Genomic DNA, 16337 nt, shown 5'->3' on the forward strand with positions numbered 1-16337 from the left:
TCCCTCAGACAGTCTCTCAGACCGCCCTTCAGGACACTCCCCATGACCGAGCCCGCGCAAACCGTGCCCCCGTTCCACCTCGCTTTTCCGGTACACGACATCGCCGCCGCGCGCGCGTTCTATGGCGAACTGCTCGGCTGCCCGGAAGGCCGCAGCGCCGCGGACTGGGTCGATTTCAATTTCTACGGGCACCAGATCGTCGCGCACCTCGCGCCCGACGAGGCGGGTCACCGCGCCACCAGCGCGGTCGACGGCGATGCGGTGCCGGTACGTCATTTCGGTGTGGTGTTGCCGATGCCGCAGTGGCAGGACGCGGCGGACCGCCTCGCCGCAGCCGGCGTGCGCTTCGTGATCGAGCCGCACGTGCGCTTCAAGGGCGAAGTCGGCGAGCAGGCAACCATGTTTTTTCTGGACCCGTCCGGCAATGCGCTGGAACTGAAGGCGTTCGCGGATATCGGCAGGCTGTTCGCCAGGTAGGCCGCTCGCGGCGCGCTTCCGGTACGATGACGGCATCGCAACATGCGTTCGCGCCCGGCGCGTGCCGTCGATCCCGTTTGCTTCGCCCCGCTCTTCGTCCTGCCCGCCCTTGCCGACCTATACGCTGCCCGCTCCGCTGAATGCGGAACTCGAAATTCCAGCGAGCAATTCGATTAAGAAGCTCGCGAGCCTTACTGGACAGGGATTTCCGGCTAGCCATCAGTCGCGCGACATGAGCACGTCCCCGCCATGTAGGCACCGTGTAGGTATTTCAGGTCAACGCGCCATCTGTCTATCTGGCCCAATAGCAAGCGGATCGCCCAGAAAATTTCGTATGCTATGGCTCTACCAAGGGGAAATACGATGGCTTTCAAGGAAACCAAGGGCAAGAAGACCGTGGAGGCGTTGGTGATGCCTGCACCCGGCGGTATGTTCAAAGGTTACATCCGCATCACAACCGATCGAAACGGGCAGATTATCTGCGAGATCATCGGGCGCGGGTGCGGGCGTCCTGTACCGTCCGCTGAGGCCGCAATAGAACTTGCCGAGCGAGAGGCGCGGCGCGTCATCGGACTTTAATTCGCTCATGATGGCATGGTTAAGCCAAACCGGCCATGCAACGACGGCCGGTTCTGCACCGGAATTTACTTGATGGACCGTCGACTCTATCTCATCGGTACGCGCCACACCGCGCAAAAGGGATTGCTTGCGGCCCCTGAGGACGAATACTACGAGTTTCGGAGACTTCTCGAGCAGGCTGTCTCAACCCATGTTGTCAGGACGATCGGCGAGGAGATGAGCCAGCAGGTGCTTGGTGACGTGACCTTCTCAATCGCGCGGCGGTTATGTGAGCAGCGAGGCATCAACCATCTATTCTGCGATCCCGACGAAGAAGAGCGGGCCGTATTAGAGCTTATCGATGGCGATGTGTCGGCGCGAGAGGACGAATGGTTGCGGCGGCTCCAATACGCAGAATCCCCCGTGCTGTTCATTTGTGGCGCCACGCACGTTCAAACGTTCGCGACCAAGTGTCGACATGTCGGTATCTCAGTTACTGTGCTTTACGATGACTGGGAACCGGTAGGCGGCACCTTGGGAAAGCACACGATGATCTGAGCATCCTGGATATCTCAGCGATGCGTCCAGGTGAACGTCAATATGAATGTCGCCGTTATCGAGTCATCGTTATGAGGCGAAGCCATCGCGTCGCGGCCGATGGGAATTTTCGAGTCGATCTCGAAGGTTGGCTAGAAGTTGCCGCTTCCCAAGATAATGATGTCGAGCGTCGGATTGTGGCAAGCCATGTCATAAGCTGCGCTCCGGATGCGCTGAATGTTCGCCAAGAACGTCTCCCGAGGAGACGTGTTTTTGCCTAGAATCGCGAGCGCAGTTCCGGAGATGCGGGCCGGTCGTTTCCTATCGCCGTCGCGAATCGTAAAAGATACATAGTCGCCAGTCGTTAGAAATTCAGGCGCTGATATCTGAAAAGAGTCGTCCATGGCGTTCCTCGTACGTTGGCGGAATAATCGTACTATGCCACCATAGGATAACCACGAACTAGAACACCGGCTCGTTCGCCGCCGCCCGCGACACAAACTTTCGCAACTGCCAGTCGCGGATCTGCACCAGCGCATTCGCCCACTCGCCGGGCGACAGTGTGCGCCAGGCCGGCTCCGGCCTCGGCCATACGCGCTTAACGCGAAACCCCTCGATGTCATGCCATGCAGGGCTGGCTGGATTAGCTCGAGGCGAGGGTGTGTACAGCGAAACGAACGCGGGAATGTTCGCCATCTTTGCAAGTTCGCGGATCACGCGGCGGTCTCAAGAGTCAAGTGCAACGATTAGCCAATCCATTGATTTCCAACTCCTTGGCCATTGCCTCCTCCGGCGTATCCCAGCCGAGGGTCTGACGAGGGCGCCCATTGAGCAATTTGGCAATGTCGTTTAGCTGGATCTGTGTGACTGCCGACAGGTCGATGCCTTTGGGGAGAAACTGGCGCAGCAAACCGTTGGTGTTCTCGTTGCTGCCGCGCTGCCAGGGCGCATGCGGATCGGCAAACCAGATATCGAGATTCAATCGCCTGGAGAGCTCGACATGGCAGGTCATTTCCGTTCCGCGATCGTAGGTCAGGCTCTCGCGCAGAAAGGCTGGCAGTTTCTTCATCTGGCGCGTGAAGCCCTCCAGGGCGTCCTGGGCCGTGCAGCCGTCCATGCGGCACAGCACCACGAACCGCGTCTTGCGCTCGACCAGCGTGCCCACGGCGGAACGGTTGAACGCCCCCTTGATGAGGTCACCTTCCCAATGCCCGGGCAGTTGGCGCAGCTCAATCTCCTCGGGCCGGTGAACGATGCGCAGGGCCTCGGGCACGAAGCCGCCACCAGCGAGCGTGGTGCGTCGGCGTCCCCGCACGGGCTTTTCCTGGCGCAACGCTTCGATCATTGCCTGCTTGAGTCCACCTCGCGGATGAGCGTATATCGCGGCGTAAATCGTTTCGTGGCTGACACGCTGGTCGGGATCGTCGGGATACATACGGCGAGTCTGGCAGCAATCTGCTGCGGCGACCAGCGCCAATAGACCAGCCGGTCATGCACATGCCGATACAGCGCGCTGCCGGCAAGCAGCTTGCGCCTCCGCCCGCAACCTTGACGACGAACACGGTACGTCGACGCAGCACGCGTCGCATCGTAGTACGCCGCCGTATCGCCGTTGCGTGCCAGTTCGCGCGAAACCGTCGACGCGCTTCGCCCAGGCAGTCGGGCGATCGCTCTCGTGCTGCTGCCGTTTCGATGTTCGATCATCATCACCGCGCGTTCTTCCGCGCTCAGATGCTTGTACTTCCTCATCGCAACACCTTACTTGATTCAAGGTGTTGCACTTGAAGCTAGAGACTAAGCCCTATCGAAACGGCCGGGATCGCCTGTCGACTTCGACGTCGGAGAATGGATGCTCGCTCGCGGGTTCGCGCGGGCTCAAAATCTGCCATCGGATGCGGCGCTCGGAGGCTTTGTAATTACAAAGGCTGGGGAGGAATGGTTAAGCATTACCAAATACACCGGTTAGTCTCAACTGCGACCACCTCGCGCGCGTGCGTACTGGTCGCACATTGTGAGTCAAACATATCGGTCGAGCAAAACTCGAGTTCTTCGCGTCTTGTGTACGAGGGCCAAATGCAAGTTATCACGCATCGTCGTGATTCTTCGCCGTCGCGAGAGTAGATCCTGCAGAGTTTTGCTACACTCGCCGAAAATCGACCGGGGGACAACATGGCTAGGGGATTCTTCAGCACGCTCAATCAGATCTCGCGCGAGATGGAACGGAATGCGAGGGCGCAACAGCGAATGTCTGAGCAGCAGATTCGCGCACAGCTTCGGGCGGTCCGAGAGGCTGAACGGGCTCAACGGGCCTACGAACGTGCGACGAGAGCAGACGAAAAAGAACGGAAGCGGCTCTACGCCGAATCTCGGCTTGCAGACGTTGAAAGCCAGAATGAGCAACTTGAGCACGTCGTCAAATCGCTGGAAAGCATATTGACGAATGGCTTACGGAGAAATCCAGCGATCGACTTCCATGCATTGCGCATTACGCCCAGTTTTCCGGTGCTTGACCTCAGCGACTTGGCTCCGACAGTCACTTCACCCAATTGGCCCGATTTCGACCCGGAAAAGCCGTCCGCGATAGCGGGGGTACTTCCGTGGGTGCGCAGCGCTTACGAGAAACGTCTTTCCTATGCAAAGCAGACTTTCACCGAAGCACAGCGTAAGTTCGAGGAGTTGGAACGAGCCCGACAATCCGCCATTCAAAAAAGGCACGACGATCACGCTCTCCAGACGGAAGTTGCGAAACAGAAGGCGGCCGAGCACAATGCGACGATCGATCAGTTCCGCGACGCATTCGAGAGCGGGAATGCGGAGGCGGTGGCAACGTACTTTGTAATGCTTTTCGGGAGTAGCCCATATCCAGAAGGATTTCCGCAGACAGCGGTTGCACAATACCAGCAGGAATCAAAGCAACTGGTGGTTGCTTATGATCTGCCACCTTACGAATCCCTGATTCCGACGCAGAAGGGGTTCAAATACGTCAAGTCGTCCGATGCGGTGACCGAAAGTCCTCGGCCAGAATCGCAGCGACGGGCGCTGTACACGTCTGTCGTCGCGCAGACGGCATTGAGATCGATTCATGAGATATTCGCCGCCGATACGGTCGGTCACGTGGAGACCGTCGTATTCAATGGCTATGTCAACGCTATCGATCGGGGCACCGGCAAGCCCGTCCGCCCGTGTATCGTCACAGTTAGAACCAGCCTCGATGTCTTCCACGATATCGATCTTCAGCATGTCGATCCTGCGGCGTGCCTGAAGGCCTTGAACGCTTCTGTCTCGAAGAGCGCCGCAGAACTAGCGCCGGTCCGGCCGGTGCTGGAACTGAACATGTCGGATCCCCGCTTCATCATCGAAGATGACGTGCTCTCGACCCTGGACCAGCGGCCGAATCTCATGGATCTGTCGCCAGGCGAATTTGAATCGCTGATCACAAACCTTTTTCAGACGATGGGCTTGGAGACCAGGCAGACGCAAGCATCGCGTGACGGCGGCGTCGACTGCGTTGCGTTTGATCCGAGGCCAATTTTTGGCGGCAAGGTGGTGATCCAGGCCAAGCGTTATAAGAACACGGTCGGTGTGAGTGCTGTCCGTGACCTGTTTGGGACCATGCAGAACGAGGGCGCGTCGAAAGGCATCCTCGTCACGACAAGTGGTTACGGGAAGGCGGCATTCGAATTTGCCAACGGTAAGCCGATCGAGCTTCTAGCTGGCAGCAATCTGCTCTATCTGTTGCAGGAACATGCCGGTGTCGAAGCAAAGATCGTAATGCCGGAAGACTGGAAAGACGCGGCGCCGGATGAATATGTATCGTAACTTTGGCACGCCATAGTTGCCGCGGCCGTGCTATCGACTGCGCGGTCCAACTTCGTTAGACCTCATATTTCAACCGCTTCCGGCACTCACGCAGGAACTCATTGACTTGCCGCTGCGTTTCGCGCCACTCCGCGGATCGCATGCCGTGTTTCGTTGAATTGGCTGCGGCGGCCTCCTTGCCGGCATCAGTTCTCGGTCCGGTGGACCGTTGCCATGGCTTCCATCGCCGGATTGCCTCGGCCTGCTTCGCCCGCCGCTCCGGCGTCCAGCCATTCCCCATGCTGATGCTCCAAAAGTTCGTTCGTCTGGACGCCCCCTTCTTCCCGTGCGCGGGAGGGTGGGATAGTGCCGTTGTTGATCTGTAAGCGGCCAGCCATCCCATCTTGACGCGCGAGGAAGGAGTTAGCTGGTCGCGGCCGGTTGCCATCGATGCGGCAGCAACGAGGCGATATCGCTATGCCGGTGTGTCGGCAGTCGCGTGAGAACATCCTTGAGATACGCTTGCGGCTCATGGCCGTTGAGTTGCGCTGACCGGATGAGGCTCATGATCGCGGCTGAACGTTGACCGGCACGAAGTGATCCGGCAAACAGCCAGTTGTTGCGTCCGACAGCCCACGGGCGGATCTGGTTCTCAACCCAGTTGTTATCGATCGGCACAGCCCCGTCGTCGAGATAGCGCGTCAGCGCTTCCCACCGGTTGAGCGTGTAGTCCAGCGCCTTCGCTATCGCCGAGCCCTCGGAGACGATCCGGCGATGTGTGATCAGCCACTCGTGAAGTGCATCGCACACTGGCCTGGCTCGATGCTGTCGAAGCTGGTATCGGGCGTCATCGTTCAGTGCTGCGGCGTCGCGCTCGACATCGTAGAGCGCGGCGAAGAACGGTAGTGCCTGCTTCGCCACCTCGCTGCTGTGGTTGGCATGCAGTTCGTAGAATTTGCGCCGTGCGTGCGCAGCGCACCCGATCTCGGTGATGCCCTGCTGGAACGATGCCTTGTAGCCGCTGAAGTCGTCGCATACCAGCTTGCCATGCCAGCCATCGAGGAACGCCCGGGCATGCTCTCCAGCACGGCTGCTGGCGAAGTCGTAGACCACGGCGCGCAACCCGCTGAGCTGGGTGGACGTATACGCCCACAGGTACGCCCGATGTGTTTTGCCTTTGCCGGGACTGAGCATCTGTACCGGTGTCTCGTCTGCGTGCAGCACGGCCTGCTTCAGCATCTCCTGTCGGAGCGCGTCCACCAGCGGCTGCAGTTGCACTCCGCACGCGCCGACCCACGCCCCCAGCGTCGACCTCGGAATGGCGAGACCGGCACGCGCAAAGATCTGTTCCTGACGATACAGCGGGAGGTGGTCGGCGAATTTGTTGACCAGTACCGACGCCAGCAGCCCCGTGGTCGGGATGCCCTTGTCGATCACATGCGCCGGCACGGGGGCCTGGATCAACGTCTCGCAGTTGCGGCATACCCACTTGCCCCGGATATGCCGCTCTACCGTGAACACGCCCGGCGTGTAGTCCAGCTTCTCACTGACGTCCTCGCCAATGCGGACACGTTCGCAACCACACCGGCAGGTCGTGCTGTCCGGCTCGTGCTGGATCTCGATGCGCGGTAACTGCGCAGGCAGAACCGATCGCTTCGGCTGTTCGCGCTGTGTGACTGTGGCGGGTTGCAGTTGCTCCAGCTCGATCTCGATGGCGGCCAGATCGCCATCGATCGCCTCGTCGAGCAGGTTCATCTGTTCACCGTTGAACTGCTCGCTGCGACGGCCGAACTGCTGGCGCTTGAGAATCGAGATCTCATGCGTCAGATGGTCGATACGTGTCTGCCGGAAGCGCAGTTCGCGGTCACGCTCGCTGACTTCACGCGCCTTCGCCTCGATCTCCAGATCCTTTGCCTGAACCTGAGCCGCGAGCTGCGCTGCCAGCGTGCGCAGTTGTTCCGGGCTGAGGGCTTCGAGATCGGATGGCAGGTTCATGCGAATCAGTCTGCCAGAAGCCAGCAACCCGGAGAAGCGAAACAGTTTACGCCGCCATCAGACGATCCGGATCACGCTGTCCGGTCCGACGCGTTGCCACGGCAGGCCCAGCACAAGCGCCGCGAGCTGTTCGTGCGTGAGGGTGTGCTGCTTCGGCTCGCTGCCGACAGGTGGCCAGCTGAACTGACCTTGATTCAGGCGCCGGGCGGCCAGCCAGATGCCGAAACCGTCGTGAATCAGAACCTTCACGCGGTTGGCGCGGCGATTGGCGAACAGCCTTCTCGGCGTACGCGTAGATCGGGTCATCAGGCGGCACAGACCATTCACCGTTTGCCTTGCACTGGTCGACGAACTCGGCCATCGTGATTTCGGATCGGTGCCGATCCTGCTTCCCGATTTCGGGCAGTACGGATTGCTGATTCATCGCAGCATCTCCTTTGCTTCAACGAGCGGTATAGATGGCATATCTAGAGGGTGCACGCCCGGCGTGTTAGGGAGACCAACGAAAATAGGCTCTATTGACACGGCCGGCGTGTCAGTGGAAGAGGGCTCTGACACGATCGGCGTGTCAATCAGGCCGCTAGTGACACGCCCGGCGTGGTAAGCGATGTGTTTTTCGATGGCACCTTCGGAAGATCCGCGAACGCCAGATACGGGAACGCGTGCGGCGACACGTCGTAGTCGTTGTTGGGGTCTAGTGCGAAGAAAGTGAGGGCGTACCAGCTCGCCCAATTGGGCCTTCGGCCTTTGACCGTCTCGAACAGGAAGCCCGCCGCCATAAGCTCGGCTCGTGCTTTGTCTAGGGTGTCGCGAGATTTCCAGCCACGCTTCTCGTGCATATGCGCCCACGTGCAGATCAGCCGCCCGTTGTCGTCCCCGCGGTACTGCTCTAGAGGGTGTTAGGCACCTTGGATAATAGGTACGGCATGAACAAGCATCAGCATGGCGAATACGACAAAGTGCAGACCGGCCAGGGTTTCGGGCAAGCGCTCGTAGTCGCGCGCCAGTCGCCGGAACCGGTTGAGCCAGCCGAAGCTGCGTTCGACCACCCAGCGGCGAGGCAGGAGCACGAAGCCCTTCTTCGCCTCGGGCAGCCTGATGACCTGCAGTTCGATGCCTTCGTCACGAGCGGCCTGCGCAGCGGCCTCACCCGTATAGCCCTGATCAGCAAACGCCAGCTTCACCGTCTGGCCCGTTGCCTGCTGAACCTGACGGGCAAGCTCGGCCACTTGTGCCCGCTCCTGTTCATTGGCTGGCGTAATGTGCACAGCCAGCAGGTTGCCCAGCGTATCGACGGCCATATGCACCTTGCTGCCTCGCTTGCGCTTGTAACCGTCGTAGCCCGCACGCGGACCGCTTTCGCACGTGGACTGCAACGTGCGCCCATCCAGAATCACCGCACTGGGCTGTCCCTGACGCTCTTGAGCAACCCGAATGACCGAACGCAGATCGCTGACCATTGCCTCGAAGCAGCCCGCGTTCAACCAGCGTTGCGTTTGCTGGTAGACCATTTCCCAAGGCGGGAAGTTGGTCGGCAGCATTCGCCACGATGCACCGGCTCGCGCCATCCAGCGCAGCGCGTTAAACATCTCGCGCAGCTCATATCGGCGTTGTGGTGCGTCTTCGTTCATCAAGGTCAGGTACGAAGCGGCGAAGCTCCATTCCTCGTCCGATACATCCGTCGGGTATGGCTTGCGTTCTGTCATCCCGCCAGGGTACCAGGTTTGACCGTAAGTGCCTAACACCCTCTAGCAGGTCCAGCAGGAGCTTGATCGCGTGTGCTGACAGGGCGATGAATGCTGAACTTTGCAGGACAACGGCCCGCAGCGGGTAGAACCGCCCAGCGGGCCGCTTGTCCTTCGCACCCTTGAATCTCTTTCTGGAGGTGCTCATACATCACGCGCCCTCCATATCGTGGAGTGCGGATCGCACCTCGATATTGGCGGCGCCGAGCAAAAGCACGAGAACGCTATCAACCGTATCGCGGCGAATGCGCAGGGGCGGCTTGCGCTCAGGGCCAGGGTGCGCGCTCGTGCGCAGCAGGACGAAATCCGGATCGTCTGCGGGCTTGATATCGATGTAGAGGGCCATTATTTGCCCTCCTGTACGAGAATCGATGTAAACTTGCGCTGTCCTTGGGCGCTCGATTGGTTTTTATCAGTCGGGCGCTTTTTCATTATTGGCCCTCGCTCAGTTGTTCGAGAGCATCTGCCGGCCAAAGAAGGCGTCCGTTTGGGAGCTTGATCGGACGAACGCCGAAGTAGGACCCCGTTTGGCTGTAGCGTTTGCGGATTGATTGCGGGAGGATGCTCAGGAGCGCGGCCAGCTCCTCGGTCGTGATGGGGCGGCGCGTCTGAATCGCCGTAAGTTGTTGCACAGTCATGTGGTGCGCTCCAAGGTTGCGCGACTCAACATGAATCGCTTGGAACGCAGCCTGAGGACCGCAACAGCGGCATCAGTGTTGCGCAACAGTTGCAGCCTTATCCGGTAAGGGTTTCAGGCCGATTTGCGCAATAGGGCAACGCAATAGCGTTTAGTAGTTTCTGCCGCGCACCTTCCGGCCTGATAGGTTTGCGGTCGGAAATTTCGATGCTTTCGCGGACGCCTCAAACTTGTCTTTCGCCTGCTGAAGCAGCCTACTGATGCGCTGTGGCTTCACGCCGTACTTTTCACCCGCCGCTTTTTGGGTGAAGTCCGGCATCTTGCTCTCGTCCAGCAGCGTGCGCAGTTCGGCGTCCGACCATTTCTCGCCCTTTTTCTTGATTGTCCGGATTGAGGCCGCCAGCGTCTCGCCAGCCTTTGCACTGGCTATCAGAGCACTGGTTATCGCCGATTTGATAGGACTGCTCCCCGGCTCAGTGACGAGCATCTGGTAATTGCGCTCGAATCCTGGTTGCGTAAAAAGCGATTCAATCGGTATAGCTTGTTCGGGTCTATCCGGTTCCGGCGTGCTCGGCCCTGCCGTTGCTGGCACCACAACATCAGTCTGAGCGCCGACGGCAGGCGCTACCGATACAGCGACGGCGCCCTGCATCCGAAGACTGCGGCTTTGTAGGTACCGGATAAAGTCGTCCCGACTCATGCGCCCCTTGGAGATGTCGGTCGTTGGCGTGCCATCGGGCGTCACGAGTGATAGGTCACCTTTTTTCGCCATCTGCTCGAATTGCTGCCTGTGTGCCTCAGATACGTCTGTCCAGCGAGCCTGCGCCTTCACCGTTTCGTCACTCCAACAGAAATCGCCGTCGAGCGACCAATCGGGCTTGTTCCCTGCCGCGTTGAATTTCCCGCGCCACTCTTCAAACTGGGCGCGCGAGCACGGCGCTGGCGGATTGCCGCATATCGAACGCACAAGGCGCCATTCATCGCTGGTCAATAACTCATACTTCGATTGCGTTGACCCCGGCTCCTGCCTGGCCGCCGTCACCTTGAAAACCGTCGTTAGTCGCTCATCATTCGGTATTGCCACGAGCGAGAAAGCAATATGGTCTGCGAGCCATACGGCGAAATGATTAGCACTGGGGACCACGACAACGCCGGAACCCAGTGCAGCTTTCATGGCTCCCCGTTCCTTGCTCAACACATCGTCCTCGATACTACGCAACCAGGCAATATCGAAGCCTCTGGCCTGACACCACTCGACAAAATCGAGCGGGCGAACCCGTGCAGACGGATTGACCTGGCTGCGCCAGATACCCAGCACGCGCTTCGCGTCGGCAATGGCGGTACAGTTCTGCTCCGATTTCCAGAGGCCATCAAGGCCCTTTACGCGTCCGGCCGGAATCTCCGTGCAAAGTTGGCCGTTTTCGATGGGCGCTTGCAGGCCGCAGACAAGCATGGCGGCAGCAGCGGGCGCCATGTATCGAAGTCTAGATACCGGGTCAATGTGGTCTGCTTCAGTGCCTCATCGCTGAATCCGGAGCCAGTGAATAGGGGAGCGGGCCGGCGGCGCGCCCAATAGGTCGCTTGTTCCTCTATCAACTTTTCAGTCTCTGCACTGCGTACGCCTACCCATATCGAGCCACCACCGTTGAAAGGCTCGTCGGGTGGCGGCACTGTGCCAGCGTGAGCTAATGACGGAGACTTAGCCCACGTGCTCGCAGTGAACGCGGAGCCTGCTTCAAACGCGCGCAAATCATCACGGTGGACCCTGAGCATCGCCATCTCAAAACGGGGGAGTTCGTGCAAAAAATCTAAGAATTTTGCAAAGCCTTCCTCAGCTTTAACCAGTTCCAAAAACTCATCCCGCGAATAAGGCACGTAGTCAATTTCGGAGCGCTTCTTTGGATTGGGGAAGTGAAGACGCAATTCTCCGTAACACTTCAGGACATAATTCACGTCCGCCGGGACGTTAAATTTCTTACTCCAGCGCTTCGCCACCTCTTCAACTGTTAGCCACTCGGGGATTGGGTCCGGGTTACTCATCAGCGCCCTTCATGCGCAAACCTTCAGTCGGGAGCCCCTGCCAGGCCGGTGAAGGTATCCGGCTTTTCCGCCCGTCGGCGTAGGCAGGGGCTTGATCGTCAGGCCGCGGTCAAACTACTTCGCGGCCTCCAGACGCACCACGGCGCGGCTTCCCGTCGCTTCGGCGTAGCGGGAAAGCGTGCGCAGCGACGGCATCGTGCGGCCACTCTCCATGCGCGCGATAGTCGATTGCGTCGTCTGCATCTTCTCGGCGACCTGTTCCTGGGTCAGTCCGGCACGCACGCGCGCAGCGATGAGCTCGCGCGCAACGGCAAACTCCGGTGCCTGCGCTTCGTATTCAGCCTGGGTATCCGGGTCCGCAAGCAAGCGCTTCTTCAGGGTTGCAAGGTCAGTCATCGTTCAATCCTCTTTCATCCGTGTATAGGCCGTCTCGATGGCCCGGCGCGGCGTCTTCTGCGTCTTTTTCACGAACACGTGCAGGACAACCAGGCGCTGCCCAGTCCGTGTGACGTATATCGCGCGCGCAATGCCATCGCGGCCGGTCATGCGGATTTCCCACAGCTTTCCCTCCAGCGGACGTACGTGCGGCATCCCGACGCGCTGCGGGCCAAACTCCGCCAGCATCTCCGCGATGTGCAGGAAGCGGGCTCGCATATCGGACGGCAGCGCAAGCAATTCGGCTTCGGCCTCGGGTATCAGCTCAACATGCCACGACATCAGTTTATCTCTTTTTTGCTATATTTGCACATTACTGGCTGACCGCGTGCAGACCCTGCCGAACCTCTTCTGGCTTGAACTCAATGCCAGCCTGCTCGAGCATCCATGTCTCGATCTTGTCGTGCCAGCTCCGGAGTAGATCAAGCGGCCGGCGCCGGTAGTGCTTCTCTGCAATGCCAGATGGTTTGTGCCCCTGAATCTGCGCGACAACACCGACGGGAACCTCGCACCACTCTGACAAAGTGCCGAATGAGCGGCGCAACCCATGGAGAGTTACCAACGGCAAACCGGCCGCTTGCAGGACAGCCCGATGCGCAACCCCTGGGTCCGTGATCCTACCGCTAGACGCCGCTTTGCTCGGAAACACCCACGGTGAAGGCTCGGATTTCTTGCCCGTCTCAAGGTCGATGACAGGAATCTCATTCAGACGCTTAAGTTCGGCAAGAAGCGACGCAAGGTAGGGAGTGAGAGGAATGACGCGCCCACTGTCCTGATCCACCTTATCGGCAATCGACAGGCTCCGCCATTGAAGATCGACATCGATCCAGCGAAGTGCTGCCAGTTCCTCGCGGCGGGCCCCGGTAATCAGCAGCCCCTGAAGATAGATAGACAACACACGGTTAGGCATCGACCGGACACCCAAGAACCACGCTTTCAACTGCTCACGTTGCAGCGAGTCTCCATGCCGGACATTTATTTCGGGGACCAGATTCCGCACCGACCTGGCTGAATAGGCATCAGCCGGTATCAAGCCTGCGTATTCTGGCACTTCTCCGGTCCATCGGATGAATGCACGAAGCATGCGGTACGCGAGACTCGTTACGGTCGGCCGGTTTTGAACTTCCGCAGCGAGCCAATCGGAAATGCGCGCGGAAGTCAGTTCGCTGAGCAGCAATGGCCTGAGGCTCGAAAGGACGCTGGAAACGGTCACACCACTGCCTATCTTCTTCTCCCGACCACCGACTTCGGAATGGCGCAGATGATCCTGATAGGTCCTCGCGCTCCAGTGGGGCCTACGTGCCGTCAGATAGGCTTTCCATGCTTCATCAAAAGTCACCGCCCTGCGCTTTTCCTCGCGCTGCTTCGCTTCATGGGCTGCGCGCTGTTCGGCGCGCACTTCGCGAGGGTCCTTGCCATTGTCGATCAGCGCCTTCAATCGGCCAGCTTCAACGCGGGCCTTTCCAAGATCCCAGGCTCGAGGATTGCCAATCGTGACGCGGATGGTCTTGCCGCATAGTCGTGATTCAAAGATATATGCACGCGAACCGGCCGCAGTGACCCTTAGGCCCAAGCCCGGCGCCTTCGCATCCCAGAAGATGCTCTGCTGTTTATTTGGCTGACACGCGTATGCTTCGATGCGCGCCGCTGTGAAGCTTTCCCTTTTCATTGCCCGTCCATGTAGGCACCATGTAGGCATATTGTGTCGTAATCGATCCACTAGGGTCAACGCAAATGCAGCAGCAATATCCACCTAAACACCTGTTTCTATTGATTTAATCAACACCCCTCAACGTGAGTCACACCCTTTCAACTGCCGTTTCTTCAGAACTCGAAATCCGCAAGAGCCGCTTCATCGGCTATGCGATCCCTGTCGCGGACCGCGAGGCCGCGATGGCCGAGTTGCGCGCGCTGCGCGCCGCACACCCGGGGGCGACGCATGTCTGCTGGGCGCTGCTGGCGGGGGGCCAGTCAGGCATGTCGGATGACGGCGAGCCCTCGGGCACCGCCGGGCGGCCCATTCTCGAAGTACTGCGGCATCACGACCTGGATGGCGTGCTCGCCGCCGTCGTGCGCTACTACGGCGGGGTGAAGCTGGGCGCGGGCGGCCTCGTGCGGGCGTACACGGATGCAATCGCCCGCGTGCTGCAGGACGCGCCGCGTATCGAACGGATTGCGTACTGCGTGCTGACCGTCGAGATCGGCTACGCAGACGAAGCGCGCGTGCGGCGCTGGATCGAGCAGGCACAGTACGCGCTCGCGGACAGCGCGTATGGGCTCGGGGTGCGCGTTGCGATCCGCATGCCGGCGCCCGCGCTCGACGCCGCGCGCGATGCGCTGCGCGATCTCACGCAGGGGCGCGCAGTGTTTCCCGGTGCCGACTGAGCGCCCCGTCACCGGCACGCGCGCGGCGCCCGGACAACCCCGTCAGGAAGCCGCCACCTCAGTTCTGGCGTACCGTCGCCCCGTGTCGCTCTCGCGCGTGTCTTCGAGGATCATCGCTGCGCCCTTTTCCGCCACCATCATCGTCGGCGCGTTGATATTGCCGGACGTGATGTTCGGGAAGACCGACGCATCGACGACCCGCAGCCCGGCGATGCCATGCACGCGCAGGCGCGCGTCCACGACCGACGTGCGCGGGTCGGGGCCCATCGCGCAGGAGCCGCACAGGTGGTAGATCGAGCCGGACTGCTCGCGGAAGTAGGCAAGCAGCGCGTCGTGCGTATCGACCTGCGGCCCCGGCGACACCTCCTCGACCGTGATCCCCTGCAACGCGGGCGTCGCCATGATCTTGCGCACCAGTTCGCAGCCCTGGATCACGTCGTCGATGTCCTTTTCTGTCGCGAGCGCGTTCAGGCGGATCTTCGCGGGCTCCTCGGCGCGGTTCGACGCGATCTCGATCGAGCCGCGGCTCGTCGGCCGGCACGGGTTGAACGCGAGCAGGAATCCCGAATACGGCTCGGGTTCGAGATTCGCCCGGCTGCTCTTCGGAATGCGATACGACAGCGGGTTGAAGTACAGCTGCAGGTTCGGCAGCGCCTCGTCGTCGCGGCCGCGGAAAAAGCCGCCCGCCTGGTTCACGCTCATCGCGAGCGGCCCCTTGCGCGTCAGCAGATACTGCAGGCCGAGCTTCAGCTTGCCGAGGAGCGGCCGCATCTCGTCGTTCAGCGTCTTCACGTTGGCGCGATAGTAGAAGCTCACGCACAGATGATCCTGCAGGTTGCGCCCGACCGCCGGCAGCGCGTGCCGCAACGGAATGCCGTGCCGCGCGAGCAGCGCCGGATCGCCGACGCCGGATAGCTGCAGCAGCTTGGGCGTATCGACCGCTCCCGCCGCGAGGATCACTTCGCGCGTCGCCGTGAAGGTGCGCTCGCGGCCGTCCTGGCGGACCACGACGCCGCTCGCGCGCTGCCGCGCGTCGATCAGCACCTGGGTCGCCAGCACGTGATGCTCGACGGTCAGGTTGCGCCGCCCGAGCGCCGGATGCAGATACTCGAAGCTGCTCGACGAGCGCTGGCCGTTGCGGGCATTCACGTCGTAGATGCCCGCGCCCTCGAAGCGCGCGCCGTTGAAGTCGTCGCTGCGCCGGTAGCCGGCCTGCTCGCAGCCGCGCACGAACACCTTGCAGATCGGATGCGCGGCGTCTTTCATCGGCGAGATGCGGATCGGGCCGTCGGCGCCGTGATGTTCGGTGTTGCCGAGCGGGTGCGATTCGAGCTGACGGAAATACGGCAGCACGTCGCGATACGACCAGCCGGAGTTGCCGGCGGCCGCCCAGTCGTCGAAGTCCTGCGGCTGACCGCGCACGAAGATCATGGCGTTGATCGAGCCGGAGCCGCCCTGCACCTTGCCGCGCGGGCAATAGAGCGAACGGTTCGCGAGCGCCGGCTCGGGTTCGCTGTAATACATCCAGTTCCAGGTCTTGTTGTAGTAGGTCTTCGTGAAACCCACCGGAATCCGGAACCAGAACGAGTCGTCCTTGCCGCCCGCTTCGAGCAGCAGCACCGAGTGCTGGCCCGACTCCGACAGACGCTGCGCGAGAATGCAGCCCGCCGAGCCCGCGCCGACGATGATGTAGTCGTAGTTCATGATGTTTGCCGCCTGACGGCGCCTGC

19 protein-coding genes and 1 pseudogene are annotated in these 16337 nt (G+C 60.5%); 5 read left to right on the plus strand and 15 right to left on the minus strand.

The genetic code is table 11. The features are described 5' to 3' along the window. The first annotated feature begins 42 nt into the window (after positions 1-42). From AC3AP7_RS26490 to AC3AP7_RS26500, 3 genes are all read left to right on the plus strand, one after another. The gene (locus AC3AP7_RS26490) at positions 43-477 is read left to right on the plus strand and encodes a VOC family protein (RefSeq protein ID WP_487363263.1); all 435 of its coding nucleotides are present in this window, start codon (positions 43-45) and stop codon (positions 475-477) included. Positions 478-840: 363 nt separating this feature from the next. Further along, positions 841-1056 carry a hypothetical protein gene (locus AC3AP7_RS26495; protein ID WP_487363264.1) on the plus strand — a complete coding sequence of 72 codons (216 nt, stop codon included), beginning with the start codon at positions 841-843 and terminating at the stop codon, positions 1054-1056. Positions 1057-1128: 72 nt separating this feature from the next. After that, complete coding sequence (locus AC3AP7_RS26500) at positions 1129-1593, plus strand: hypothetical protein (protein WP_487363265.1); 465 nt, start codon at positions 1129-1131, stop codon at positions 1591-1593. Positions 1594-1724: 131 nt separating this feature from the next. Here the strand turns inward: AC3AP7_RS26500 and AC3AP7_RS26505 are convergent, their stop codons facing one another. The 3 genes and pseudogenes from AC3AP7_RS26505 to AC3AP7_RS26515 all read right to left on the minus strand — a co-directional run bounded on the left by AC3AP7_RS26505 (position 1725) and on the right by AC3AP7_RS26515 (position 3321). Beyond that, the gene (locus AC3AP7_RS26505; RefSeq protein WP_487363266.1) at positions 1725-1976 is read right to left on the minus strand and encodes a hypothetical protein; all 252 of its coding nucleotides are present in this window, start codon (positions 1974-1976) and stop codon (positions 1725-1727) included. Between the two features lie 58 nt (positions 1977-2034). Continuing rightward, positions 2035-2289 carry a hypothetical protein gene (locus tag AC3AP7_RS26510; RefSeq protein ID WP_487363267.1) on the minus strand — a complete coding sequence of 85 codons (255 nt, stop codon included), beginning with the start codon at positions 2287-2289 and terminating at the stop codon, positions 2035-2037. 16 nt (positions 2290-2305) lie between these two features. Next, positions 2306-3321 (minus strand): annotated as a pseudogene (locus AC3AP7_RS26515) (IS30 family transposase). A gap of 420 nt (positions 3322-3741) precedes the next feature. Between AC3AP7_RS26515 and AC3AP7_RS26520 the strand changes: the two are divergent. Further along, the gene (locus AC3AP7_RS26520) at positions 3742-5391 is read left to right on the plus strand and encodes a restriction endonuclease (protein WP_487363268.1); all 1650 of its coding nucleotides are present in this window, start codon (positions 3742-3744) and stop codon (positions 5389-5391) included. A gap of 402 nt (positions 5392-5793) precedes the next feature. On the opposite strand, the gene tnpC is transcribed toward AC3AP7_RS26520, so the two are convergent. The 11 genes from tnpC to AC3AP7_RS26575 form a co-directional block, all read right to left on the minus strand. Then, positions 5794-7365 carry an IS66 family transposase gene (tnpC, locus tag AC3AP7_RS26525; protein WP_475763207.1) on the minus strand — a complete coding sequence of 524 codons (1572 nt, stop codon included), beginning with the start codon at positions 7363-7365 and terminating at the stop codon, positions 5794-5796. A 57-nt stretch (positions 7366-7422) separates the two neighbouring features. Then, positions 7423-7671, minus strand: a complete 249-nt coding sequence (gene tnpB, locus AC3AP7_RS26530; protein WP_488324833.1) for an IS66 family insertion sequence element accessory protein TnpB — start codon at positions 7669-7671, stop codon at positions 7423-7425. A 266-nt stretch (positions 7672-7937) separates the two neighbouring features. Continuing rightward, positions 7938-8204, minus strand: a complete 267-nt coding sequence (locus tag AC3AP7_RS26535) for a hypothetical protein (protein WP_487363269.1) — start codon at positions 8202-8204, stop codon at positions 7938-7940. Between the two features lie 60 nt (positions 8205-8264). Then, on the minus strand, positions 8265-9071 hold the full coding sequence (locus AC3AP7_RS26540) for an IS5 family transposase (RefSeq protein ID WP_487363270.1): 807 nt from the start codon (positions 9069-9071) through the stop codon (positions 8265-8267). A gap of 190 nt (positions 9072-9261) precedes the next feature. Then, a complete protein-coding gene (locus AC3AP7_RS26545; protein WP_487363271.1) occupies positions 9262-9456 on the minus strand; it encodes a hypothetical protein in 195 nt (64 codons plus the stop codon). Positions 9457-9541: 85 nt separating this feature from the next. Further along, a complete protein-coding gene (locus AC3AP7_RS26550; RefSeq protein ID WP_487363272.1) occupies positions 9542-9748 on the minus strand; it encodes a DNA-binding protein in 207 nt (68 codons plus the stop codon). Positions 9749-9898: 150 nt separating this feature from the next. Then, the gene (locus AC3AP7_RS26555) at positions 9899-11221 is read right to left on the minus strand and encodes a hypothetical protein (protein WP_487363273.1); all 1323 of its coding nucleotides are present in this window, start codon (positions 11219-11221) and stop codon (positions 9899-9901) included. Continuing rightward, positions 11128-11787, minus strand: a complete 660-nt coding sequence (locus AC3AP7_RS26560; protein ID WP_487363274.1) for a hypothetical protein — start codon at positions 11785-11787, stop codon at positions 11128-11130. The genes AC3AP7_RS26555 and AC3AP7_RS26560 overlap by 94 nt, the downstream gene beginning before the upstream one ends. 114 nt (positions 11788-11901) lie before the next feature. Then, positions 11902-12183 carry a helix-turn-helix domain-containing protein gene (locus AC3AP7_RS26565; RefSeq protein WP_487363275.1) on the minus strand — a complete coding sequence of 94 codons (282 nt, stop codon included), beginning with the start codon at positions 12181-12183 and terminating at the stop codon, positions 11902-11904. A 3-nt stretch (positions 12184-12186) separates the two neighbouring features. Further along, positions 12187-12504 carry a type II toxin-antitoxin system RelE/ParE family toxin gene (locus AC3AP7_RS26570; RefSeq protein ID WP_487363276.1) on the minus strand — a complete coding sequence of 106 codons (318 nt, stop codon included), beginning with the start codon at positions 12502-12504 and terminating at the stop codon, positions 12187-12189. Positions 12505-12535: 31 nt separating this feature from the next. Next, entirely contained in the window at positions 12536-13891 is a 1356-nt protein-coding gene (locus AC3AP7_RS26575; RefSeq protein ID WP_487363277.1) for a tyrosine-type recombinase/integrase, read from the minus strand. A 125-nt stretch (positions 13892-14016) separates the two neighbouring features. Between AC3AP7_RS26575 and AC3AP7_RS26580 the strand changes: the two genes are divergently transcribed. Further along, on the plus strand, positions 14017-14607 hold the full coding sequence (locus AC3AP7_RS26580; protein ID WP_487363278.1) for an IMPACT family protein: 591 nt from the start codon (positions 14017-14019) through the stop codon (positions 14605-14607). Between the two features lie 42 nt (positions 14608-14649). On the opposite strand, the gene AC3AP7_RS26585 is transcribed toward AC3AP7_RS26580, so the two are convergent. After that, a complete protein-coding gene (locus AC3AP7_RS26585) occupies positions 14650-16311 on the minus strand; it encodes a GMC family oxidoreductase (RefSeq protein WP_487363279.1) in 1662 nt (553 codons plus the stop codon). Between the last annotated feature and the right edge of the window lie 26 nt (positions 16312-16337).

The sequence above is a fragment of the Paraburkholderia sp. PAMB 6770 genome (assembly GCF_057748135.1).

What these genes read in the sequence shown, in the direction of transcription:
- AC3AP7_RS26490 (WP_487363263.1), top strand. Translation starts at nt 43, where the DNA reads ATGACCGAGCCCGCGCAAACCGTGCCCCCGTTCCACCTCGCTTTTCCG.
- AC3AP7_RS26495 (WP_487363264.1), top strand. Translation starts at nt 841, where the DNA reads ATGGCTTTCAAGGAAACCAAGGGCAAGAAGACCGTGGAGGCGTTGGTG.
- AC3AP7_RS26500 (WP_487363265.1), top strand. Translation starts at nt 1,129, where the DNA reads ATGGACCGTCGACTCTATCTCATCGGTACGCGCCACACCGCGCAAAAG.
- AC3AP7_RS26505 (WP_487363266.1), bottom strand. Translation starts at nt 1,976, where the DNA reads ATGGACGACTCTTTTCAGATATCAGCGCCTGAATTTCTAACGACTGGC.
- AC3AP7_RS26520 (WP_487363268.1), top strand. Translation starts at nt 3,742, where the DNA reads ATGGCTAGGGGATTCTTCAGCACGCTCAATCAGATCTCGCGCGAGATG.
- tnpC (WP_475763207.1), bottom strand. Translation starts at nt 7,365, where the DNA reads ATGAACCTGCCATCCGATCTCGAAGCCCTCAGCCCGGAACAACTGCGC.
- tnpB (WP_488324833.1), bottom strand. Translation starts at nt 7,671, where the DNA reads ATGACCCGATCTACGCGTACGCCGAGAAGGCTGTTCGCCAATCGCCGC.
- AC3AP7_RS26535 (WP_487363269.1), bottom strand. Translation starts at nt 8,204, where the DNA reads ATGCACGAGAAGCGTGGCTGGAAATCTCGCGACACCCTAGACAAAGCA.
- AC3AP7_RS26540 (WP_487363270.1), bottom strand. Translation starts at nt 9,071, where the DNA reads ATGACAGAACGCAAGCCATACCCGACGGATGTATCGGACGAGGAATGG.
- AC3AP7_RS26545 (WP_487363271.1), bottom strand. Translation starts at nt 9,456, where the DNA reads ATGGCCCTCTACATCGATATCAAGCCCGCAGACGATCCGGATTTCGTC.
- AC3AP7_RS26550 (WP_487363272.1), bottom strand. Translation starts at nt 9,748, where the DNA reads ATGACTGTGCAACAACTTACGGCGATTCAGACGCGCCGCCCCATCACG.
- AC3AP7_RS26555 (WP_487363273.1), bottom strand. Translation starts at nt 11,221, where the DNA reads ATGGCGCCCGCTGCTGCCGCCATGCTTGTCTGCGGCCTGCAAGCGCCC.
- AC3AP7_RS26560 (WP_487363274.1), bottom strand. Translation starts at nt 11,787, where the DNA reads ATGAGTAACCCGGACCCAATCCCCGAGTGGCTAACAGTTGAAGAGGTG.
- AC3AP7_RS26565 (WP_487363275.1), bottom strand. Translation starts at nt 12,183, where the DNA reads ATGACTGACCTTGCAACCCTGAAGAAGCGCTTGCTTGCGGACCCGGAT.
- AC3AP7_RS26570 (WP_487363276.1), bottom strand. Translation starts at nt 12,504, where the DNA reads ATGTCGTGGCATGTTGAGCTGATACCCGAGGCCGAAGCCGAATTGCTT.
- AC3AP7_RS26575 (WP_487363277.1), bottom strand. Translation starts at nt 13,891, where the DNA reads ATGAAAAGGGAAAGCTTCACAGCGGCGCGCATCGAAGCATACGCGTGT.
- AC3AP7_RS26585 (WP_487363279.1), bottom strand. Translation starts at nt 16,311, where the DNA reads ATGAACTACGACTACATCATCGTCGGCGCGGGCTCGGCGGGCTGCATT.